This is a genomic window from Acidobacteriota bacterium (assembly GCA_028874215.1).
In the GTDB taxonomy this organism is placed as follows: Bacteria; Acidobacteriota; UBA6911; order RPQK01; family JAJDTT01; genus JAJDTT01.
The window spans coordinates 1-23,341 of record JAPPLF010000103.1; the positions used below are offsets into that span (position 1 = coordinate 1).

Below are 23,341 nucleotides of genomic sequence, written 5' to 3' on the forward strand. Positions count from 1 at the left end.
CACCGTGGCGTTTTTGGTGGTTATTTACCACCCCCCCCCCCCCCCCGGTTGGGGGGGGCTTAACCCCCCCGCTCCAGCCGCCGCTCCAGCCGGCGGGGGAGCTTTCCTCTTACCTCTCCGACATCCAATTCCGGTGGCGCAGGTCGTATTCCCGATCCCCAATGAGGCTGGGAAAGCTCCAAATCTCACGCTGGATCTCTCCCGACAGGATCTTCGACCGCTCCAGCAGCGACAGCAACTGGTAGACGCGGGACTCGACCAGCGGGAAATAGGCCCCGATGTTGTAGGAACCCTGGGCGCCGGGCCTGGTGCTCAAGACTGGCCAGACTCCTTTCTCGTTCTGTTGAGCCAGGATTTCCCCCAACTCCTCACCGGCAAACCGGGAAACGGACTCGGCCAGTTGGGCCCGGGTCAGGCGGACGGGCCCGGGCCGCGGTCCGTCCCGGCGCTTTCGTAGTTCCGGTTCCAGCCGCGGCCCATCGGGCCTCTTCATGAATAAGGACCAGGGAAAATCCTCTTCCGAAAGCTGATCCGGGTTGGCCCACACCGCCGAACCGGTGTTCAGGAAGGCCGCCCGATCCTGAGGGGTGTCCAGGAAATAGGTCTTCCAATTCTTGAGGTCCACGGCGATGGGGCGGCCGGTCCTGTGGTCCACCAGTTGGCTTCGCATCGGCACTCTCTCTCCGCCCACGTTCACCTCAATCAGAGCGCTCTTCTCCCAGTCGAGGTAACGGGCGACCGGTTCCAGGTATTTCCGGTCACGGGTCAGGTCATAAAGGAAGAAGAGGTTCTCACAGGCGCGGACGCTGGACCCGGAAGAAAGGCCCGGAGGGTGGTAGACCCGGGATCAGACCGGCTGGTTCCGCCCGTCGTAAGCCAGGGCCCAGCCGTAGGTCGGGGGACCCAACTGGGCCGCGAGATGCCACTCGCCGTTGCGAACGATGGCGTCCCGGTACTTGTCCGAGCCGGTCAGGTGATGGGCCAACTGCATCACGCGAAGCTGGTTGCGCTGGTTCCCGTTGTCGAACTCGGCCCCGTGGGGGTCCTGGTTGCGGTTCTCGCTGCGGCCTTCCTTCAGGTTGTAGGTGTAGCCCCAACTGCCGTTGGGGTTCTGGGCCGTGAGGATGAAGTCGGCCGAGCGCCGGAAGCCCTCCAGCCACCGCTCCTCCCGCGTCACCAGGTAAAGCCGGGCCATGAAGAGGGCGGCCTGGCTCTGGCGGCCGTCCTGAAAAGTGGGATAGTCGCGGTGGACGGTCCGCCGGTGGGAAGTGAGGACCTCTCGCCGGGGTGTCGGCCGACCGCCGGTGTGACGGTCGTAATGGTTGACCCAGTAGCCCTCCGGCTGCTGGGCCGACAGCAGCCATTCTCCCGCCTTCCGGGCCACTTCCAGGTAGCGCTGGTCCCCCAGTACCTGATACGCGTACAGGAAGAGTCGTCCCGCTCCCGGCGTGCCGTTCCTGCCGTGGGCCAGCTCCATGAAATGGTCCAGGCCGGGATGGAAGTAGGTGCGGTAGCTGGTTTCCCCCGGCAGCAGGTGAGGCCAAGCGTAGAGGATGGCGCTCCAGGCTCCATCGATTTGGAGCCGGCTGATGAAATCCAGGTGGCGGCAGACGGCGTCCGTGACCCGCACCGCCGCCTTCTCCGGCAGGTGCGTTTCCCGGCCCCGTAGCGCCAGCATCTCCTGGACCGTCATGTCGCTGATCTTCAGCTCGTCGAAGCGCGCCCCGGCAGTCTGCAGGACGACCCGGGGATCGAGGCCCTCTCGGCCCACTCCCCCATAGTAGGAAGCTCCCAGAAACAGAATGTGGAAGCGTTCCATCTCCAGGGGCTTGTCCACCGAGAGACTCCGGAGCCGGCCATCCAGGGCCAGCCAGAGCCGCCCCTTCCGGTCGTCCCACGAAAACAGCAGATGATGCCAGTCCTCGGCCTCCAGTTCGGAAACCGGAAAGTCGAGGGCGCCCACCACCTCGCCGTCTCCTTTCCAGTGGCGGCCGGCCCAGGAGAGCCTCAACCGGTTGTCGCTCGTCTTCCACAGTTCCAGGTCGCGGCGCACGGCGGCCGCTGAGAAGAGGCAGTGCCTGAGCCCGTCCCGCCAGATGTTCCGTCCCGGTTTGCTTCGGACCCAAAACTGGACGGTCCCGCGGTCCGGTCGCATGTTGCCGTGGGCCCGAAGGTTGATCTGGGCTCCCGGGATGTCGATCTCGATCCCGCCGCCGATCCTGCCGGGAACCGAAGCGTCGTAGTTGCGTCCGGCCGCGCCCATCCCGTCGCGCTCGTAGTCGGGCTGGATGCCGCCGGGTGCGTCAAAGCGGGCCAAGAGGGTGGTGTGCCGGTCCCGCTCCACGGGAGCGCCCACCCAATCGGGAAGATCGGTCGTGGTTTGAACCGGCCGGCCGCCGGCCGGAAGAGTGGACGCCAGGAGGAGAGTTGCCGCCAGAAGATTCTTCGTCGAAATGGTGTCCTCGGATCGAGTCGTTCAGCGCATCAGATAATCCCAGCGTGCAGCCGCTCCCTTGACGACTTGGGGAACATCCTGGGACAGCAGGTATCCTTGATCCAGGAGCGCAAGGGCGACTGCGGCGACGCGGCCCAGGTACTCTTCCCGGCTCCCGTACCTTTCCTGGATGGAAAGGCGCGGGTCACCCGCCTCGAGTCGCTCCCGCTTGGTCCGGGCGAAGGGAATCCAGGAGCCACGGAAGCTGCAAATTTCCGTCGGCGGCCCCTTTCCAGGGCCGAAGAGGTTCCATCCCGTGTAAGTGGCCAGGGGCACCGCTACTTCCGGAAGGCGAATCCCCGCCAACTCGTTGCCGTCGGCGTCGACCTTGGGGACCAGGATCGGAAAGGGTTCGCCGACTCGAGGCGGCTGGATGCTCACGATGCCCTCGGAACGAAACCGGGGACCGTAATTCACCCGGTACGCCCGGTGGATTCGGGTGGGCGCCCGAACTCCCGGCAAACGGGGAAAGTCGAACTCGGGAAAGGGGACCAGTGTGTCCTGGTCCAAGCGCGGGTAGCGGCTGGGGGGCGGGGTCGTGCCCTCCGCCACCCAGCGGTCCAGGGCCAGGAGCAGGGCGCGCATCGTCCAGCGAATCTCCAGCGGATTGTTGAGGTGTTCTCCCGTCGTCCGGTCGGGAGGGAAGCGTCCCGGGGAGTGCTGGCTGCCGGTGAAGAGATAGTGGCGAACCTGATCCATCGGCTCCACGTCCCCGGTTCCGTCCACGGTGGTGTGAATCAGGGAAGAGGCGCGGCCCCAATACTCGTACGACGAGTTGGTGTAGAAGATCTTGGGGCAGAGTTCAGGCCGGGCAAAGTGGATCAGCAGCCCGTCGGTCCGGCCGGTCACCGGGTCGGTCTGGGCCGTGCCGGTGAAGGGAAAGATGTCGGTGGGATAGAAGAAGTTGGCGAAGGGCTGGGCGTCCCGGGACGGCTGGGCGAAGCGGTGGTTGAAGCTGCCCCGTCCCGCACCCGCCACGTGCGGCATGAGTCCGTCGAAGACCCGCCGGTTCTGCTCGTCCTCGTTGAAACCGTGGTAGAGGAAGGTCCGCAGGAACCGGCCGCTCTGGGAGCTGCCGTACCCCAGGGCCCGGTTCAGGGCGCCCCGGGGAATGGAGAGCACCGGATCGTCCTCGTACTTGAGGTGGGAGATCATGTCCCGCACCGCTGTGGGGCCCAGTCCTACCAGGGGCGGGTCCTGGGCCCGGTAGACCACTTCGTAGATCCTGTGGGGCTCGAATCCGCCTTCCAGCAGCACGTGGGTCGGGTCGGGCACCGGCCGGCCCCCCTCCATGCGGGCGAATCTCCAGCGCTCGCGGGGAATCGTCTGGCGCTCACCCTCGACGGCATCCCGGACCGTCATCGAATTCTCGGGGTCGTCGGGATCGGACACGGGATAGGGAATATGCCTGCGGTCCGAGAGCAGGCGGTGTTCGACGTGGGTCTTGGGCACGAAGTCGCACCTCACCAGTCCGGTGATGGGGCCTTCCGGATCCCGGGCGACGGCCGGATACACACGAACGTTTCCGGGAGTGTGCGGTGGGTCCAACTGCCAACCCAGCCAGAGGAGCGTGAAACCGCGGCGCATGAGAAATCCGTCCCCGAAGTCCTCGCGGACCTTGGGATCGCGTCTGAACCGGGCCAGGCTGAAGAAGCCCAGCATGTTCTTCCCGCCCCGGTTGGAGACCTCGTAGAGCAGCGCGCCGTTGCCTCGCTCCACCCGGACCGGCTTCATCATCACGAAATCGGAGGAGAACTCCACCTCACCCCGATCATTGCGAGGGGCTTTCCGGATGTCGGTGATGATCCGGTTGGGCCCCAGTTCGGGATCGACGGCGAAGTGCACCCGTCCAGTGATCCTCTCGTAGGGGCCCACGAGGGGATAGGGCTCACCCCCCAGCAGCGAATCCCTCTCCTGGATCTCCACCCGCACGACGCGTGCCCAGAGCGGACTCATGAAGATCAGGAATGAGGAGATGGCAATGAAAAGGCGGGACATACGAATCATTAGAGTCTCGGTGGGAGATCGGAGTCAAGAAGGTGGAAGGGCTGCGGCGAGAGCCGTCGCGGCTCTCCCTGCCGGCCGAATGTCTTAGCGGCCCGTGTGTGGCTTGACGGCGTTCGGGTCGACGGAGGCGACGGCGAGACGTGACATCCGGGCCAGGATCTCGCGGCCGGACCGGTCGCCCGGATCGTCGCTCAGAGCGAAGGCGGAGATGACCACCGGCCCAACGGGCAACTCGACGATTCCCGAGTCGGCGGCGATCCGCCGGCTTCCTCCGTACTTGTTGGCTACGGGGATGCCTTCTCTGACGTACTTGGCAATGGTTCGTTTATGGGTGGAGGCGCGCATCAAGTCCAACATCTCGCCGGTATCTTCCCGGCTCGCCAACTCGCCGCCATACAGCTTGGCCAGAAGCGATCCGATGTCGCGGGGACCGCAGACATTGTTGTTCAGCGAATCGGAGTAACCCAAGCCATCGTCGAACTTCCCGGCGCGCATGTGTTCCAGGATCCGGGCATCGTTTTTTCGAGAGATGGGAGCGTCAGCCAGACCGACGATCAGGTAATGCCATCGGCCCAGCTCCATGGAAGCCCGGGTGTTTTTCAGTCCCAGTTCCCCCAGAAACCGGTTGACCGCCTCCAGCCCCACCTTGTGTATTACCAGGTCGGTGGCCATGTTGTCGCTGTGCACCATCATCAGACGGCAGTACTCGCGCAAGGTGAGGGAGACCGGCCCGTCGCGGCGCTTGAGGACGCCGCTGCCGTGGGTCGAAATGTCCTGGGGCAGAGTTTCCTTGGCGTCCAGGTCCAACGAGCCGGCTGCCGCCTGCCGGTAAAGTTCGATCATGACCGGCAGTTTGATCACGCTGGCCGGCGGAAAACGCTGGTCGCCGTTCCAGGAATACTCGGCGCCATCGGCCAGGTTTCTGGCGAAGAAGCCGATCCTCCCGCCGAACCGGTTTGCCATCGCATCCAGATCTTCTCGAGGGAATTGGGTCTTGGGAGGGTTGCCGGAGGCAATTGCCCCCAGGACCAGACCAAAGGTCAGCAGAAGAATGAATCTGGCCTTGCCGTCGGGAGAGGCGTGCTCCGGCGAGGTGGAAGAGGCTGTCTTTCCGGCTTCCCGTCTCAAGCCAGGAGCTTCTCGATCACGTGGCCGCCGACATCGGTAAGGCGGAAGTCGCGGCCCTGGTAGCGGTAGGTGAGCTTGGTGTGATCGATTCCCAGCAGGTGAAGGATCGTGGCCTGGACGTCGTGGACTTCCACCTTGTCCTTGGTCACGAAGAATCCCAGGTCGTCCACTTCACCGATGGTCTGACCGGGCTTGATGCCGCCGCCGGCGAACCACATGGGGAAGTTGTCGATGTGGTGGTTGCGGCCGACACTCTCCCGGAATTCCGCCATGGGGGTTCGTCCGAACTCGCCGCCCCAGATGACCAGCGTGTCCTCCAACAGGCCGCGCTGCTTGAGATCGGTGATGAGGGCGGCGGAGGGACGATCGGTCTCCATCGACACCTCGTCGATCCTCTCGCTCAGGTTCCCGTGATGGTCCCAGCCGGTGTGGTAGAGCTGGACGAAACGGACGCCCCGCTCGATCATGCGGCGGGCCAGCAGGCAGTTGGTGGCGTACGACGGTTCGCCCGGCGTCACTCCATAGAGGTCCAGGGTGGCCTGGCTTTCGCTGCTCAGGTCCATCAGCTCGGGGCCGCTGGTCTGCATGCGGAAGGCCATCTCGTAGGAGGCGATCCGGGTGGCGATTTCCGGGTCGCCGTATTCCTTCTCATGCATCCGGTTCAGATCCTGGATGGCGGCCAGCTTTGCCCCCTGACGCTGGATCGAGACACCCTTGGGACTGGCCAGATTGGGAATCGGAACGGCCGAGCGCAGGAACTCGACGCCCTGGTATGCCGTGGGCAGAAATCCGCTGCTCCACATGAAGGCGCCGCCCATCAGGTCCGCCTCCCCCGATCGGAGGACCACGAATCCGGGGAGATCCTTCGACTCGCTGCCCAGTCCGTAACCCACCCAGGAGCCCATGCTGGGCAGTCCGAAGCGGGTCGATCCGGAGTTGCAGAAGAGCTTGGCGGGAGCATGATTGAAGTTTTCGGTCACGACCGATTGGACCAGGGCCACGTCGTCCACGACCTTGGCCATCTGGGGGAACACTTCCGAAACCCAGGTGCCCGACTGTCCGTGCTGGGCGAATTTCCGTTTTGGACCGAGCAGTTTGGGCTTCACCTTGGTGAAACGTTCCATGAACGCGAAGCGCTTGCCCTCCAGGATGGAATCGGGTGCGGTCTGGCCGTTCAACCGGGCCAGTTCCGGCCGGTAGAGCCAGGTCTCGAACTGACTCGGCCCGCCGGCCATGAAGAGGTAGATCACCCGTTTGACCTTGGGTTCGTAGTGGGGTTGCCGGAGGGCGAGGGGGTTCCTGGCGCGGCTGTCGCCGGCGGCGAACATTTTGCCGTCGCTCAACAACTGGCCCAAGGCAACGTTGGCCAGACCGACGAAGCACCGGTCGAAGAAATGGCGCCGTGTCTGACCGATAAGCTGGAGCCCGTAATTCGTCATTTCCATCCCGACCTTCCTCTTGGGCCTCGGCCTGTCATTCCCGGGTGAAAAACTCGTCTACGTTGAGCAGCACGCTGGCCGCCATGTACCAGACCGCCTCCTCCTGGCCCTTCTTTCCGTCCGGCATGGCAAGGCTCAGAATCTCTTCCGTCTCCGCCGGATCGGCGCCAAACTCCTGGCGCTGGGTGGTCAACAGGCGCTCCAGCCGGGCTTTCTCCTGGGGCCGGGGCGTCCGGGTCAGGCAGATTCTGAAGAGATGGTCGAGGCGTTCCGAGTCCGTGCCGTCCGGAAGCTCTCTGAGCACTCTGTAGGCCAGGCCTTGGGCGAACTCGTGAAATCCTTCGTCGTTCAGAAGCGTCAGGGCCTGCAACGGCGTCGTCGACCGGTTTCGGCGGGTGACCGTCAACATGGCGTCCGGGCTGTCGAAGACGGCCAGAGCCGGGTGGGGACTGAGTCGCCAGTAGTAGGTGTACAGTCCTCGCCGATACCGGTCCTGCCCCTTGCTTTCCGGCCATCGCTCATGGCTCCCGTCGGGCCTGGCGCCATTCTTGATGATGACCCAGGGGGGTTGCGGCGGGTACACGCTCGGCCCGCCGATCTTCGGCGCCAGGAGGCCGCTCGCCGACAACGCCAGGTCGCGAATCACTTCCGACTCGACGCGCAGCCGGTTCTGCCGCGCCAGCAGGCGGTTGCGGGGGTCCTCCTGCCTGAGATCGGGGCGGTGCCGGGACGATTGCCGATAGGTGGCCGAGGTGGCAATGAGGCGATGGATGGCCTTCAGGCTCCAGTCCTGAGCCACGAACTCCGAGGCCAGCCAGTCCAGGAGCCGGGCGTGGGAGGGAGGGGTGCCCTGGGTTCCGAAATCGTTGCTGGTCTCGACGATTCCAGTACCGAAATACCGCTGCCAGATCCGGTTGACGGTGACCCGCGGCGTCAGGGGATTCTTCTCGTCCACGAGCCAGTGGCCCAGGTCCAGGCGAGTGTAATTCTCACGTTCGGGCAACGGCGGCAGCACGGCCAGGGTTCCGGGCCAGACCTGAATCCCCTTCTGCAGGAAATCGCCTCCCAGCAGTACGTGGGTCGGACGGGGTTCGGGCAACTCCCGCATGACCAACGTGCTGGGGATGTCGGGCTTCAGCTCCCCGACGGTTGCCAGCGCTTTCGTTCGTTCCTGATGTCCCGCATCCTGCCGGAAATAGGCGCGCCGCGTGTACCTCTGCTGCTCCGGATGGCGTTCCGCGATGGGAATCTTCAGAGCGGCCAGATGGCCCGGGGTCAGCTTGGCTCGGGCTTCTTCGTCCAGGTTGGCCTCCCACTCCTCCTGCCTGGAAACCAACAGTTCCTCGTACTTCTCGTTTTCCTCCCGCATCGCCTTGAGCTGGGCCTGGATGGCATCACGCCGCGCAAATTGTTCGGGGGTGCCGAACTCCATGATCGGCTCGTAGGCGCGGGCGCGTCCGGCTTGGTTCTTGTACTCGCCGCTCAACTCGTCGATGTTGTTGAAGAAGGAGAAGAACCGGTAGAACTCCCGTTGGGAGACGGGGTCGTACTTGTGGTCGTGGCAGCGGGCGCAGCCCAGGGTCAGACCCAGAAAGACGACGCCCGTGGTATGCACCCGGTCGACCACCGCCTCGACGCGGTACTGTTCGAAGTCGATGCCCCCCTCCAGATTCAACTGGGTGTTGCGGTGAAATCCCGTGGCGATGACCTGGTCCCGGGTGGGCTCGGGCATCAGGTCGCCGGCGATCTGCTCGATCACGAACTCGTCGTAGGGAAGATCGCGGTTCAGGGCCTCGATCACCCAGTCCCGGTATTTCCAGATCTTGCGGGGCAGGTCGTTGTTGTAGCCGTCCGAGTCGGCGTAGCGGGCCAGATCGAGCCAATGGCGTCCCCAGCGCTCGCCGTAGTGCGGCGACCCCAGCAATCCGTCGATGAGCCGTTCATAGGCGTCCGAGCGCGTATCTTCCAGAAATGCGTCCACCTCCTCGGGGCGGGGCAACAGTCCGACCAGGTCCAGATAGGCCCGGCGGATCAGGGTGGCCTTCTCCGCTTCCGGCGATGGTTTCAAACCTTGCTGATCGAGGCGGGCGAGGATGAAGCGGTCGATGGGATTGCGCACCCAGCCGGCGTCGGACACTGCCGGTTCCGCGGGACGCCGGATGGGCTGGAACGCCCAGTGTTTCGACGGGTCCTCCATGGCCCTGGCCCGGTCCGGCGCCGGGTCGGGCCAGGGAAGCCCCATCCGGATCCAACGGACCAGCGCCGAAACCTCCTGATCGGCCAGCGCCTCCCCTGGAGGCATCTTCAAATCGCCCTGCCGCCTGATGGCGTGGACGAGAAGGCTCTCCCCGGGCAGGCCCTCGGCCACGGCTTCGCCCCGGTTTCCACCCTTGAGGAGCCCCTCCCGGCTGTCGGTGGAGAGGCCGCTGGTGGGCAGCTTGTCGTTGTGACAGCCGGAACACTTGTTCCGCAGGACCGGACGGATCCGGTTTTCGAAGAATTGGATCTGGTCCGCGGAAAACCGCGCCGTCTCCGCCGCGGCGAGCAGATGGAAACAACTGCAAGCAGTGAGGATCAAGACTGTTAGGAGAAGGCGAACCATGGCCCTAGCCTACCACTGTTCCATCACCGCGTTCCATTGCATCGGGGACGGGCCTCCCGCCGGGAGCCGCACTCTGCCGGCTCGATGGAATCGGGGGTGGCGTTCCACGAATCTCATCTTTCGTAACCCGCGAAATCAATCGGTGTCTCGACCAGCCACTTGTGCAGGAACCGCTGCCAGGCCGGATCGATGTGGGGTCCGTTGGCCGAGTGTCCGTCCGGCGTGGGCACGTATTCGTATCGTTCCCGGACTCCGAGAAATTCGTAGACTTCCGCCGCCCGGTTGCAGTAACCCTCGTTGTGCAGGTCGGCCATGCGCCCGCCGATGAGCATGAAGGCCCGGGGTGCGCACATGGCCATCAGTTCGTGGTGATTGCGCTCGAGTCCGGGCCGACCCACATCGGGGTTCAGCAGGCTCAGGACGGTGCCGCGCAGGTCGTGTATTGGGTAATCGTGCGTGCGGATGCCTGGGAACCGTTTCAGCCAGTCCAGGTACCAGTGTTTGAACCAGTTGGTCCTGCCGTTGAGGGCGACTCCCGGATCGAAAGAGACCGTCGCCTTGATCTCGGGGACGAGGGCGGCGGCGTAGATGGCCGCCTTGGCGCTCAGGGAGAATCCCATGAAACCGATCCGGTCCGCGTCCACCTCCGGCAGGGAACTCAGGTATTCCACCTCCCGAGAGACGTCGTGGACCATCTTGCCCATGGGCAGCCAGTGTCCGAATCGGGAATAGAGTGTCTCGTGCACCCCGTTGCGAAAGCTCCGGCCCTCCCGGTACTTCTTGATGAAGGATTGGCTGGTCAGGACCACGAAGCCGCGGCGCGCCAGGTAGCTGCCCCACCATTGCTCTGGCGCATCGTAGTCGGAACTGGTGGCCGCCCAGGCGATGACGGCCGGAAACGGACCGGATCCCTGGTTCGTGGGCATCAGCAAGAGGTGGTCCTGGTAGAAATCGACCTCCATGGCAAGTCCCAGGTGGATCCTTGTATAGCCGTCACGCTCCTGGCGACTGTAAACCTGGGTCTTCGTGATGTCCCCGAACCAGCGGCGGTCCTCCGGTGCGGGACTCAGCTTGCCCAGAATCCGTGTCCAGACCCGAACCAGCTCGGGTCGCCGGAGCACGTCCCAATCCTCCGCTGACTCGATCTTCCGTCCGTCTTCAGAAACCAGAGCCGAGGGGATCTCCATCAGGTGCTGCCCTGGTTGCGGGGAGGGCCCTCGAACCCAAGGGTGGTACGTGAGCCTTCCCAGGTTTCCGGTCTCCCCCGGCGCCAGCGAAGTCAGAATGAATCCCAACAGGCCCGCGAGGACCGATTTCCTAAATTTCCGTCTCACTCGGTTCCCCTCACTTGTGCAAAATATGCAGGGGCGCCCCTTGTGAGCGCCCTCGTTCGTCTGTTGAGGAGGGACGACTTTCCAGTCGATTCTTCTACCTCTCCTGCCTCTTCCCTGGTTCCTCTTTCCTCGAATTCCCACACTCTCTCACGAGCATCAGCGCTGGATTTTCTTGTACACGTCACGCCGGTGGCCGATCGCCACGACGAGGATTTCAATGCGAGATTCGATGAGTCGATAGATGATGCGGTAACGTCCGGTGCGCCAGGCACGCAAGCCCGTCAAGCCAAGGCGTAGCCGTTTGCCGTGTTACGGGTCCTGACTGAGTTTCTGCAGGGTTTCACGAATACGCTTTCGGACAGTTGGATCGAGTTTCCTGATCGCACGTGCGGCACTGGCTGCATACTTGATAGTCCATGTCAATCCCAGACGTCCTCGTGGCTCATCAGATTGCCCGCTGCTGCTTCCGCCAAGCCCTGTCTGATCGATTTCGTCAACTCTTGGTCCGCCAGGATTTCCCAAGGTTCGATGGAACCGAAAACCTTGGCAAGCCACGAACTTCGAGCAAAGAGGTGAGGCTTCTCGTCATATTCCCTGGACTCGATGCAGTCAACGAACTCCGAACGAGGGAAGGTGACTCTGACCGGGATGGTGGTTTGAACACCACCATCGACAAGCCATTCCAACTCGATGGCTTCTCCTCGTTCCCGAGTTTTTGCCGCGGTCACGAACAAGACGGATCCAGGTTGCGGTTCATCCACACCACGATTCTCGATGACTTTGTTCAACCACACCTCGTATGCTTTCCTCCACTTCTCATCCATCAAGAAGAGAGCTTGTCCGAGTGGAATGTCCTCGAAACGCAGGTGCCTCATGATCTCATCGTCTTTCGTTACGCGAGCAACCCAGACCAAACTCGCATGGTCATAATTGTACGCTTGTAAGAGTTAACGTTTCTATCCACAAAAAGACGAACCGCTACGAGGGGGATTGGAGGGACGACTTAATAGTCGCCCATTTCGCCAATCTCCCCCGCCATCCCTCAAGCGTGTTCCAGCTACCGACGGTGTTCCCCTGGTTCTTCCCCTTTCTTTCCTCTTTCCACCTTCCTTCTCCCCCCGCCGGCAAGAATCTCCAGCGCCAGGGAGCGGAACTCCTTCATCCTTCTCGTCCACAACTCCTTCAATCGGCGCACCTTGCCCGGATGCTCCGAGGCCAGATCGGTGGTTTCGGTGCGGTCGGCTTCCAGGTCGTAGAGTTCCCACGGCCCTTCCGGACCTTCCGAAACCAGCTTCCAGCGACCGGACCGCACCGCCCGGTTCTTCTCGTGGTACCACCAGAGATGGTCGCGAGCGACTGCGCCATCTTTGGCGAAAACGGGAAGAAGGCTCTTTCCGGGAAGGGGAGGAGCCGCAACCGGTTCGCCGTTCGAGTTCCGCCAGTCCGATAGTCCGACCATCTCCAGGACAGTGGGGACGAAGTCGATGACATGGCCCACATTGTGGCGGAGTTCGTTGCGGGAAGAGATGCCGCGGGGCCAGTGCACGATCATCGGCGTGGCGATGCCGCCCTCGTGGACCCACATCTTGTGGCGCCGGAAGGGGGTGTTGGCGACGGTCGACCCACCCGGACCCAGGCACAGGAAGGTGCCGGCCGAGCCCGGTTCCGCATCCGGGTCGTGGCCGTCGCTGCGGACGATGAGCTCGCAACTGGCGCCGTTGTCCGAGAGGAAGAGGATCAACGTGTCCTCGAAGGCGCCCATGCGGCGAAGTTGATCCAGGACCCGCCCGATCTCCCGGTCCATGCTGTGGATCATGGCGGCATGGATGGCCATCTTCGCCGCTTGAAACTCGCGCTGCTCCAGGGTCAGCCGGCTCCAGGGAAGCGGCCGGTCCACCTCGCCCGGTCCCAGCGCCTCCAGGGTTCCGGGGAATTCCCGGATCGGCCCCACGCCGGGTTCCATTTCGGGCAGCCGGCCGGAGACGATGCCCATTTCCCGGATCCGCCGCCACCGGTCCAGGCGAATTTCAGCCCAGTCGCGCCGGTACCGGTCGCGGTAGCGGGAGATGTCCCCGGGCAGGGCGTGGAGTGGGAAATGGGGTGCGGTGAATGCCAGGTAGTGGAAGAAGGGCCGGCCGCCGAATTCGGCCGCATGTTGCCTGAGGGTCCGGATGGCGTGATCGGCAATGGCGGTGGTGGCGTAGTAGCCGCTGCCGGGCTCGATGGGCGGCAGTTCCCGATCGTCCTCCCAGTGGACCTGCGGATTGAAGAACCGTCCCTGGTCCCGCAGGTAGTAGGAGCGATGAAATCCGTTGGCCACGGGCATCCCGTCGATGTGCCACTTGCCCGAGTGGTAGGAGCGGTACCCGAGCGGCCGGAGCATATCGGGAAGCAGGCGGGCCCAATCCGGACGTTCGCCCCTTCCGCCGGGGACACCGGGCAATTTATCCCGTCCCACCTGCTGGGCATAGTAACCGGTGAGCAGCGCGGCGCGGGTGGGCCAGCACCTCGCCGTGTTGTAGAACTGGGTGAAGCGGAGGCCGCCTCGGGCCAATCCGTCCAGGTTCGGCGTCTCGATCTCGCCCCCGTAGCACCCGAGATCGGAAAATCCCAGGTCATCGGCCAGGATGACCATGATGTTGGGACGGTTGGGCTCTGTCAGGACAAGGAACAGTATCGTGCATAAAGCACAAAATGGCAGAAAAGCACCAAGCACCAAATTCCAAACGGCATGCGGCCGCCCGGGTACAAAACGCCGGGGGTGTGTCTCGGTGTCACGGGGATTGGATTCAGAGAATTCAGATTTCATCCGGGCGTCGACGTGAGGACTCCTCGGCATTGTCCGATTTCCTCGTGGATGCTTGAATTTGATCGTACGTTACACTGTCGGTACTGACAACGACTGCGGCACGGGGTTAGTCCGGATCTGCCCCAATCATTCCAGGTCAACGATGGTTTCACCTATGGAAAACAGACTCGACCGGCGGCGGCGCTGGACCAGATCCCGCAGAGACTTCTTGAGAATCTCCTCACTCGGGTTAGGGTCGCTGCCGTTGATTCAACCGGCACGGATTATGGCGTCCGGCGCCCGCCGGTCGTCTCCGCAAGTGCGCGAGATCGGGTCGCGGCTCGAGCTGTTCGTGGACGACTGGCTGATCGAGACCATGAAGGGGGTGGATCTGAAGCTGCACCGTCCCGTCCCCCGGGAGGTGGTCCTCGAGTTCGATCGTCCCTGGGAGGGCTCCCTGAGTTACGCCCCGGTCTACATGAAGGAGGGAGACCGCTACCGGCTCTGGTACCGGGGAGGCGGCGTATGGGACGGGATCCGGGCTGATCGGCGCCCGGAGCCGTGCACCTGCTATGCCGAGAGCCGCGACGGCATCCATTGGGAGAGGCCGGTCCTGGGGATCCACGAAACCCGGGGCATCCGCGGATTCGAGCCCTCCAGAGACAACAACATCGTGATCCACGGAAGCACCGCCCAGCACGTCTGTGTCTTCAAGGACAGCAACCCGGCGGCGCCCGAGCACGAACGCTACAAGGCCATCGGCCTCTCGTCCGGGTTCGACCCGCCGGGGACGCTCCGCGGCCTGGTCTCGCCGGACGGACTTCACTGGACGGTGCTGGACAGGGACCCCATCCTCACCGCCACCGGCGACGACCACTGGCCCCATTTCGACTCCCACAACACAGCCTTGTGGGATCCCAATCTCGGGCAGTACGTGGCCTACATGCGGGGAATGGACCCGCGGTTCGGAGTCTTCGAGACCTACCCGCCCGGAATCCGCTCCATCCGGCGCAGCGTTTCTACCGACTTCAGAACCTGGTCCAAGCCGCAGTTCATCGAGTTGGGCGATGCTCCCGTCGAGCATCTCTACATGAACGCTTGCGACCTGTACTACCGGGCGCCCCACCTCTACCTCATGTTTCCCAAGCGCTTCTTCCCGAAACGCAAGGTCCGCCAAGACTGGACAGCGAGCGGGATTTCCGAGAGCGTGTTCATGACCAGCCGCGACGGCATCCACTGGGACCGGCGTTTCATGGAGGCGTTCCTGCGCCCCGGGCCCGACCCGGACAACTGGACCGACCGGAACATGTACAAGGGGGTCGGCATCGTGCCCACCGGTCCGGCGGAGATGTCCATCTACTACGTCGAGCACTATCGGCACCCCTCGGTCCGGCTGCGGAGGGGGACTCTCCGCATTGACGGATTCGTGTCGGTGAACGGAGGCTATTCCGGCGGGGAGCTCCTGACGCGGCCCCTTGTTTTCCAGGGCAGGGAGTTGGCCCTGAACTACGCCACTTCGGCGGCGGGCAGTCTGCGGGTGGAGGTTCAGGACGGTCAGGGAAAGCCCGTAGACGGCTTTGGGCTGGCCGACTGCGGGGAACTCGTGGGGGACGAGATCGAACGGGTCGTCGCCTGGCGGCCTGGACGCGATTTGAGTTCGTTGTCGGGGACGCCCGTCCGGCTGCGGTTCGCCGTGAAAGACGCGGACCTGTATTCCATTCGGTTCCGGACCTGACGCCGGCACGGGCTGGGAGGGAAAGATGAGACTGCATCGCTGGTTGACGCTCCTTTTCGGTGTCATGTTCGCAACCGTCGCCTGCTCTCCCCAGGGAGGAGGCGAAGGCGGCGGCGCCGAAGGGACGGTCTTCCCCAAGGACCGGAAGCGGCGGATCCTCTACTACGACGCCGCCTCGCAGGAAACCTGGGGTTACATCGACCAGGGCCGCAAGATCCCATACACGAAGCTGATCGCCGACATCACCGACCATCAGGCCTTCCTCGACGCCCGCACCAACATGACCTTCGGCACCCAGGTGGACACCTACGTCTTCCACGTCGGCAATGGCGCGGACCCTCCCTACAACACCTCGACGGAGATGCTCTGGCCCTGTTTCAGTTCCTACGAGGAGGTGCGGGACCTGGTCATCGAAGCCTGCCACGCCCGCGGAATGGAGGTGTGGGCCTCCCTGAGGATGAACGATCTGCACGCATCCTGGCGGTCCGTCTCCCTCCATGACCTGGACGATCCCTTCAAGATCGAGCATCCGGAGTTCCTGCTGGCCCCTGAAAGCAGTCGGCACCTGGCCTCCGAACTGACCGAACACATGCTGTGGTCTGGGTTCAACTTCGTCCATCCGGAGGTCCGGCAACACCGGCTGGACTTCATCGAGCGGACCGCCGCCGCCCATGATTTCGACGGCTACGAGCTGGACTTCAACCGCATGGGCATCAGTTTCCCGCTGGGACAGGAGCGGCAAAACGCGCACCTGTTGACCGAAATGATGCGCGAGGCGCGGCAGCGGCTGGATACCGTGGGGGAGCGGCGGGGACGTCCCTACACCCTGGCCGTCCATGTCGTGGACTCCCTGGAACGGTCGCAGGAGCTGGGCATGGAGGTCGATGTGTGGGTCCGGGAGGGGCTGGTGGACGTGCTGCTTGTGGGCATGGGCCACCTCCCCAGCCGGCTGCGGCTGGACCAGTTCCTGAGTCTGGGGCGGGCCCACGGGGTTCCCGTCTACGCCACCCTCAACGGCAACTCCTATCGGGCCGGGGCCTGGGAGGGGCTCTACGGTCGGCCGGTGTTTCGGGAAGGCATGCGGGCCAGCGCCGCCTATTACCACCAGGAGGGTGCGGACGGCATCTATCTGTTCAACTACGCCAACGAGCCGACCCAGGAACTGACCCGGGAGGAGTTCGTCTCGGCCCTCAGCGAACTGGGGGAGGCCCAGACTCTGGCGGGCAAGAACAAGGTCTATGGCATCCACTCCACGGCCCACACCGGAGGACCCATCATCCAGGGGTCCGAGTCGGCCCTCCTGCCCGTGGTCCTGGATCGGGTGGAGACCAAGCTGCCGCTGCTGATGGGACCGGACGCCGACGATGAGAACGCCCGCTTCCGCATCAGCCTCTGGACGGCCGACAGTCGAGAGGACACCCGCATCTGGGTCCGGCTGAACCACACCCTGCTTGCCGCGCCGACCCGGGAGGAGCCCTGGTATCACCTGGACGTTCCCGCCAGGATCATGCGCAGCGGCAACAACGAGTTGGGCATCATATCGGACGTTCCGGCGGGAGGACCGTTCCCCGGGATCGTGGCTCCACCCGGCGTCAAGCGAAAGGACTGGCTGGGTTGGAAACGGAACGAGGGGACCCTGGTGGACGAGTTCGCGGAGGGTCGATTGGTTCGGGACCCGGATACGGCAGGTAGAGACGGACCCGACAAGAGGCGTCCGGTGATCGTGCACCAGATTTTCGTGACCGTGGAATATCCGAATCGGTAGGGGGGAATCATGCGCGCCCTCGGACGAATTCCGCTGTTTGGGCTGGGGATCCTGTTCTGCCTCGTCTCCACCGCCGGATCGGCCCTGGGTCAGGCGGAGACCCGGATCAAGGAACCACCGGGCCGCTTCGACGGGACGGGGCACATCGTCACCGGCGACAAGCTCTCCGCTTCCAAGTACGTGAAGGGGACCTCCATCGAGGGCTCTTGGGCGGTGTTGCCGACTCCGCCTCTCGAGATCGGGAACCGGCGCCAGTTGCTCATGGACGGCTACGTCGTCGAGGACCTGGCCGGCTGCCGCAGGGTGGTCCATCGGCCGCGGCGGCACCCGGACAACCCCCTCATCACCGGCGGCGCCTCACCGGACCACAGGCAGACCCACGTGGTGAGCACTCCCAGTGTCGTCTACGACCGGGAGCGGGGCCTCTACCGCATGTGGGCCAACGGCTACCGGATGTATCGCACCGCAGGCCAACACTTCGGACTCTATTTCGAGTCGCGGGACGGATTGACCTGGACGGCGCCCGACCTGAAGCTGCACCGGATCGAGGGTCTTTCGGCTCCCAACATCTTCTTCACCCAGCCGGGACGGAGCGCCTCCATCGCGGTCACCGAGTTGCCCGCCGAATGGCGCCGCAAGGGGCGCTATCTGCTGGCTTACCACAGCGGAGAACTGGGACGGAACCCCGCCACCCTGCAGATGCCCGGCGGAGGAATGGAGGTCCGGATCGCCCTGAGCGAAGACGGCATCCACTTCCGGGACCAGGAGGAGAACCCCATCTTCCGGGGCCAGAGCGACTGTGAGAACCAGATTCTCTACAACCCGGAGCGGAAGGTCTTCATGCTCTACCGGAGGCCGCCCATCAATGCCAGCCGAATCCGGAAGATCGCCTATTCGGAAAGCTCCGATCTCGTCAACTGGACCCAACCCGCCGTGATCCTCAGGCCCGACGAACTGGACCCCTCCTCGTTCTATGGAATGACGGTGGCGCGCTACGAAGGGCTCTACCTGGGATTTCTGGAGAATTTCTACTACAAGCAGCCGTTCGACGTGGAATCCAAGCCGGCCAAGCACATGCAGATCGACATCCAGTTGGCCTGGAGCCGGAATGGCATCCACTGGGAGCGCCATCCGGCCCGTCCTCTCTTCCTGGAGACGGGACCCGCCGGCACCTACGACTGGGGCATGGTCTTTCCGCCGGTGGGCCTGATCCAGCGGGAGGACCGGCTCGACTTCTACTACGTGGGGCGCGAGCAGCTCCATGTCCGCATGCCGGGCAACTCGCACATCTGCCTGGCCACCCTGCGCAGGGACGGCTTCGTCTCCATCGAGGCGCCCCAGGAGGGGTTTCTCCTGACCCGGCCCCTCAAGCACCCGGGCGGACGGTTGCACATCAACGCGAAAACTTCCGCCACCGGCTCCATCCGGGTGGCCGTCCGGAGTGGAGACGGCGAACTGGACGGGCAATGGCTGCCGGAGTGGGACTACGACCGGTCCCGCACCTTCACCGGCGATTCCACCGACCACGTCATGGTCTGGAATGAAATGGAGGACCTGGAATCACTCAGTGGAAAGAGTATCCGCCTCCAATTCTGGCTGCGAGAAGCTCATCTCTTCTCGTTCTGGTTCGAGTAGGAGGGGAAACCCCAAATGAAAAGAGTGAACCTGAACCGACGCCGTTTCCTCAGCCGGACCCTGGGCGCCGGCGTCCTCGCCTCTGTCGCCCCGGCTCTTCACGGAGCCGCGTTGTCCGCACCGTCCCCCAGCCGCCGCAGCCGAATGCGCTCCCTCGACGCCGTTGCCGACCGGCAAGTCACGGTCTGGCGGCCCCAGGGGCGCTTCACCAAGAACCCCGACCTGATCCGGTTTCCCGGCGGGAAGCTGATGCTGGTCTACAACGACTGCGACGCCCACTGGCCGCAGGAGACGACCCGGCTCACGACCCTCGAAAGCCATGACAATGGAAAGACCTGGGGGACTCCCCGGGTCGTCTCGGAGGCGGACCCTCGAAAGGGCGAGGAGCGCTGGGTGACCCCGCGGATCAGCCGCCTCAGCGACGGGCGGCTGGTCATCATCTGCGACCAGAACGACTTCAGCCACATCCACGAGGACCAGCCCCCCGGGATCTGGAGCTGGTTCAGTTCGGACGAGGGGCGGACTTGGAGCGTGCCCCGGCTGACAGGGGTTCCCGGTTTCGAGCCGGACCGGATCGTGGAGCTGCCGGACGGAACCCTGCTCATGGCCTCCCAGATCTTCTTCAAGGCCACGCGCAAGATCGGCGTCCTGGTCATGCGCTCCACCGACGGCGGGATGACCTGGAAGGACCGGAGCATCGTCGCGGCCGACACGGTCCACCATCATTCGGAAGCCGCCATCGTGGTCCTTTCCGACGGCTCCCTCGCCTGTGTGCTGAGGGAGAGCAACCATCACGGCTATCCCTCGTACCTCTGCTTCTCCAACGACGGGGGCCGGAACTGGAGCCGGCCCGAACCCATGCCCTTCGCGGGAGACCGTCCCTACGCCAAGCAACTGCCCGACGGACGGGTCCTGGTCACCTACCGGAACCGGTCGGGGAACCGGGGCACCCACGCCTGGATCGGAGACCTGCGCCGCAATCCCGGATTCCAGCCGGGCGGAGTCCACTACCACGACCGGGTAAAGCTCGAATCGGGGGAACTGCGCGTCGATGACGTTCCCGGCGGCGTGACCCAGTACATTCTTCTTCCTCCCGAGAACTTCCGGAGCGACCTGTTTCTGGAAGCGGTGCTTCGAGTCGAGGGACCAACGGATCAGCCCGTCGCCTCCTTGGAGATCGGCCGTCTGGAACGGAGGCTGGACGTCTGCAGCAACGGCCTCCGGCTCTACGCGCCCAAGCGGGACCTGGGACCCGACCGGGCCAGCGGCGGCCGCATCGACCTGAAGCACGAACTGGACATGACGAAGCCGAGAAACGTCCGGCTCAACGCCTGGAAGGGCCTGTTCACCGTCCAGGTCGACGGCAAGGTGGTCATGAGCCGGGCTCTCTACAACGACTTTCCGCTGCTGGAGACGTGGTTCGGACGGGCGGAGAACGGCAAAGGAACGAGTTGGTGGAGCCGCGCCGCCTACCAGGTCAGCAACGACACCGAGCCGCATCACCAGTGGGAGTGGCGGGCCGACAGCGGCGAGCATCCCGACCAGTACCAGTTGGACCACATGCTGGAGCTCCACGCCAATACGCCTTCCGCCACCCACCGGCCCGACAACGGATACTCCTCCTGGGTGGAGCTGGAGGACGGACGGATTTTCATGGTGGACTACAGCAACCGGGGCGACCCCCGGACCAAGGCCCATCTCTACGGGGTGTATTTCTCACCCGGGGACTTCCTCACATGACCTCGCGTCCGGCACGGGGCTGGTTGTTGGCCGCCGGCCTGCTCTTCTGCGGGCTGTTTTCGACGGGCTTCCCGGCTCCCTCCGAAGTGCGGGAAGTGGGAAGCGAGCTCCAGCCTCTCTGGGACGACTGGCTGATCGAAAGCCTGGAGAACGTCCGGCATGTTCTTCACCGGCCGGAGCCGCGGGAGGTCGTTCTGCGGCGCGACCGTCCCTGGGAGGACCACGCCATCTACAATCCGGTGGTCATCAAGGACGGATACCGGTACCGGATGTGGTATCGGGCCCGGGCGGTGGAGAAACCGATCCTGACCGCCTACGCCGAGAGTCTGGACGGGATCCATTGGGTGAAGCCCAAGCTGGGCCTCATCGAGCACGACGGGTCGAGGGAGAACAATCTCGTCTGGCCGGTGCCCGGGGGCATCGGCCGGTCCGTCTCCGTCGTCAAGGACGGAAACCCCGAGGCGGACCCTCAGGAGCGCTACAAGGCCATCACCAACCAGGGGACCAAGCTGCCTTCGGGCCGGGAGATCGCCTTGCTGTACGGCCTGGTCTCCCCCGACGGCCTGCGCTGGCGCATGGTCCGGCAGGGACCCATCGTCGTGCCGCCGCTGGGAGACGGGGCCTTCGATTCCCACAACATCATTCTGTGGGACGAAGCCCGGGGGCGCTATTCCATCTACGCCCGGGGCTGGTACCGCCGCGGAAGCAGGCCGCTGGACGGAAAGACGGTGGGCAGGGGACCCTACCATGTCCTGATCGGGCGCCCCTCGGGAGTGGTCGAGAAAATCAGCCGGATCCGGGACATCCGCCGTTTCACTTCAAAGGACTTCCGGAACTGGTCCGAGCCCGAGTACATCGGTCTCGGCGAGACGCCGCTGGAGCACCTCTACAAGAACTCGGCCGTGCCCTACTATCGGCGTCCCGACCTGATCCTCATGTTCCCGAAACGGTATCACCCCACCCGGAAGTTTCACGCCGACTGGCCGGCGCCCGGACAGTCGGAGGTGGTTTTCATGTTCAGCCGGGACGGCGTGAATTTCGACCGGCGCTTCATGGAGGCGTTCCTCCGGCCCGGCCCGAACCCCTTGAACTGGCATGAACGGGCCATCCAGGTGGGCCCGACGCTGGTCCCCACGGCACCGGGCGAGATGTCTCTGTACTACGCCGAGCAGGGCAAGACGGACCAGGTCCGGATCCGCCGCGCGGTACTTCGTGAGGATGGATTCGTGTCCCTTCGCGCTCACTACCCGGGAGGTGCCGTTCGAACCCGGCCCTTCGTGTTCTCCGGGTCGAGGCTGTTCCTCAACTACTCGACCTCCGCAGCCGGAAGCATCCGGGTGGAGATCCAGGATGAGGCGGGCAATCCGTTCCCAGGCTACTCCCTTGAGGATTGCCCGGAGATCTACGGGGACGAAATCGAACGGGAGGTGAAGTGGCGGGCCGTTTCCAGCGTCGAGAGCCTCGCGGGTCGTTCGGTCCGTCTCATGATCTCCATGAGAGACGCCGACCTTTACTCCCTTCGTTTCCGGTAGGAGGGGGGACATTCTTGTCCCCCATTCCTCATCACTCAAGGAGCGGGGGATTTCCTACCCCCACTTCCGGTCCTCCATTTCCACATGCTCATTCCGCCGGGTGTTCGCCGACTCGCCTCCTGGAAAGCGGTATTTGTGTAGATCGCTGTGTAATATAATGTGTAGAGTGTGACGCGATGGCAACGAACCTTGGAATAGATCCGGATCTGCTCGAACAAGCCTTGGCGGTCAGTGGCGAAAAGACCAAGAAGGCCACCGTCAACCGCGCCTTGCGGGAATTCATTGCCCGCCGTAGTCAGGAACGACTGCTCGGTCTGTTTGGCACACTGGATTGGGACGACGACTACAACTACAAGCGCGAGCGTTCCCGTCAGTGAACCTGTTCGTGGATACGAGTGTCTGGTCTATTGCACTCAGGCGTGATTCGCCGCCGGACGTTTCCGAGGTGCGGCGCCTCCGGGAGGCACTCGTCGGGGGCACGGTCTACACGACCGGACTCGTGCTTCAGGAATTGTTGCAGGGTTTCCACGGTCCGCGCGCCCGGACACAGCTCATCGACCGCTTCTCGGCCATGGCCATGATCGTCCCGACGCGCGGTGATCACATCTCCGCGGCCCGCCTGCGCAACGAATGCCGTCGCAACGGCATACAGGTCGGAACCATCGATGCGCTGCTCGCACAGCTCTGCATCAGCCACAAGCTCGTCATGTTGTCGACCGACCGGGATTTCATTCATATCGCAGAGTACACGCCACTCCGGCTGTGGAGGGCGGACTAACCCTGATTTCTACCCAGGTCGCTACGAAATTGACGAACACAAATCATTTTTTAGCATTGACGCGTGTTTTCCAAAGGTTGCTCCGGGACAGAATCCCCGGCAGGGGAATTCCTCGCTCCACGACAGTGGGTCAGTCGTAACTGGACGGTACGATCGTCTCGAAGTGAAGGCGCTTGCCGCTCCGCATGCTGGCGCCGCCGACCAATAGCAGCCGCCTGCCGTAGGGCAGCATGCGGTGAAAGAACCGGTCGTCCTGGAGCCGGGCTGCGATCCTCCACACGCCATCAGCGGTCTCCAATACCTGGACGTTGCCGTTGTAGGTGCTGACGATGCGACGACTCCGATATTCTCGCGCCGGGAAAGG

At 64.0% G+C, this 23,341-nt stretch carries 17 protein-coding genes; 7 read left to right on the forward strand and 10 right to left on the reverse strand.

All coding sequences use genetic code 11. From position 1 onward, the window contains the following. Positions 1 to 109 precede the first annotated feature (109 nt). The 9 genes from OXT71_21480 to OXT71_21520 form a co-directional block, all read right to left on the reverse strand. A complete protein-coding gene (locus tag OXT71_21480) occupies positions 110 to 670 on the reverse strand; it encodes a hypothetical protein (GenBank protein MDE2928966.1) in 561 nt (186 codons plus the stop codon). A 177-nt stretch (positions 671 to 847) separates the two neighbouring features. Next, on the reverse strand, positions 848 to 2,356 hold the full coding sequence (locus OXT71_21485) for a hypothetical protein (GenBank protein MDE2928967.1): 1,509 nt from the start codon (positions 2,354 to 2,356) through the stop codon (positions 848 to 850). A 120-nt stretch (positions 2,357 to 2,476) separates the two neighbouring features. Beyond that, a complete protein-coding gene (locus tag OXT71_21490; protein MDE2928968.1) occupies positions 2,477 to 4,501 on the reverse strand; it encodes an alpha/beta hydrolase domain-containing protein in 2,025 nt (674 codons plus the stop codon). Between the two features lie 84 nt (positions 4,502 to 4,585). Continuing rightward, positions 4,586 to 5,629: a class A beta-lactamase-related serine hydrolase gene (locus OXT71_21495; GenBank protein MDE2928969.1), complete on the reverse strand. Its 1,044-nt coding sequence runs from the start codon at positions 5,627 to 5,629 to the stop codon at positions 4,586 to 4,588. Beyond that, a complete protein-coding gene (locus tag OXT71_21500; GenBank protein MDE2928970.1) occupies positions 5,626 to 7,074 on the reverse strand; it encodes a DUF1501 domain-containing protein in 1,449 nt (482 codons plus the stop codon). Before OXT71_21500 ends, OXT71_21495 begins: the two co-directional genes overlap by 4 nt. Positions 7,075 to 7,102: 28 nt before the next feature. Beyond that, on the reverse strand, positions 7,103 to 9,670 hold the full coding sequence (locus tag OXT71_21505; protein ID MDE2928971.1) for a PSD1 and planctomycete cytochrome C domain-containing protein: 2,568 nt from the start codon (positions 9,668 to 9,670) through the stop codon (positions 7,103 to 7,105). Between the two features lie 113 nt (positions 9,671 to 9,783). Continuing rightward, positions 9,784 to 11,004: a dienelactone hydrolase family protein gene (locus OXT71_21510; GenBank protein MDE2928972.1), complete on the reverse strand. Its 1,221-nt coding sequence runs from the start codon at positions 11,002 to 11,004 to the stop codon at positions 9,784 to 9,786. Between the two features lie 419 nt (positions 11,005 to 11,423). Continuing rightward, positions 11,424 to 11,879 (reverse strand): hypothetical protein, encoded by a 456-nt coding sequence (locus tag OXT71_21515; GenBank protein ID MDE2928973.1) that lies wholly within the window; start codon positions 11,877 to 11,879, stop codon positions 11,424 to 11,426. Between the two features lie 182 nt (positions 11,880 to 12,061). Then, entirely contained in the window at positions 12,062 to 13,639 is a 1,578-nt protein-coding gene (locus OXT71_21520; protein MDE2928974.1) for an arylsulfatase, read from the reverse strand. A 328-nt stretch (positions 13,640 to 13,967) separates the two neighbouring features. Here OXT71_21520 and OXT71_21525 point away from each other — a divergent pair, with 328 nt between their 5' ends. The 7 genes from OXT71_21525 to OXT71_21555 all read left to right on the forward strand — a co-directional run bounded on the left by OXT71_21525 (position 13,968) and on the right by OXT71_21555 (position 22,977). After that, positions 13,968 to 15,527, forward strand: a complete 1,560-nt coding sequence (locus OXT71_21525; protein ID MDE2928975.1) for a hypothetical protein — start codon at positions 13,968 to 13,970, stop codon at positions 15,525 to 15,527. 25 nt (positions 15,528 to 15,552) lie between these two features. Then, a complete protein-coding gene (locus tag OXT71_21530) occupies positions 15,553 to 17,292 on the forward strand; it encodes a hypothetical protein (protein ID MDE2928976.1) in 1,740 nt (579 codons plus the stop codon). A gap of 9 nt (positions 17,293 to 17,301) precedes the next feature. Continuing rightward, positions 17,302 to 18,927: an exo-alpha-sialidase gene (locus tag OXT71_21535; GenBank protein MDE2928977.1), complete on the forward strand. Its 1,626-nt coding sequence runs from the start codon at positions 17,302 to 17,304 to the stop codon at positions 18,925 to 18,927. 15 nt (positions 18,928 to 18,942) lie between these two features. Continuing rightward, complete coding sequence (locus OXT71_21540; GenBank protein ID MDE2928978.1) at positions 18,943 to 20,667, forward strand: sialidase family protein; 1,725 nt, start codon at positions 18,943 to 18,945, stop codon at positions 20,665 to 20,667. Next, a complete protein-coding gene (locus OXT71_21545; protein MDE2928979.1) occupies positions 20,664 to 22,199 on the forward strand; it encodes a hypothetical protein in 1,536 nt (511 codons plus the stop codon). The genes OXT71_21540 and OXT71_21545 overlap by 4 nt, the downstream gene beginning before the upstream one ends. Positions 22,200 to 22,375: 176 nt before the next feature. Next, complete coding sequence (locus OXT71_21550; GenBank protein ID MDE2928980.1) at positions 22,376 to 22,576, forward strand: type II toxin-antitoxin system VapB family antitoxin; 201 nt, start codon at positions 22,376 to 22,378, stop codon at positions 22,574 to 22,576. Beyond that, the gene (locus tag OXT71_21555; protein ID MDE2928981.1) at positions 22,573 to 22,977 is read left to right on the forward strand and encodes a PIN domain-containing protein; all 405 of its coding nucleotides are present in this window, start codon (positions 22,573 to 22,575) and stop codon (positions 22,975 to 22,977) included. Before OXT71_21550 ends, OXT71_21555 begins: the two co-directional genes overlap by 4 nt. Positions 22,978 to 23,107: 130 nt before the next feature. Here OXT71_21555 and OXT71_21560 read toward each other — a convergent pair whose 3' ends face one another. Then, positions 23,108 to 23,257 carry a hypothetical protein gene (locus OXT71_21560; protein ID MDE2928982.1) on the reverse strand — a complete coding sequence of 50 codons (150 nt, stop codon included), beginning with the start codon at positions 23,255 to 23,257 and terminating at the stop codon, positions 23,108 to 23,110. Positions 23,258 to 23,341: the final 84 nt, after the last annotated feature.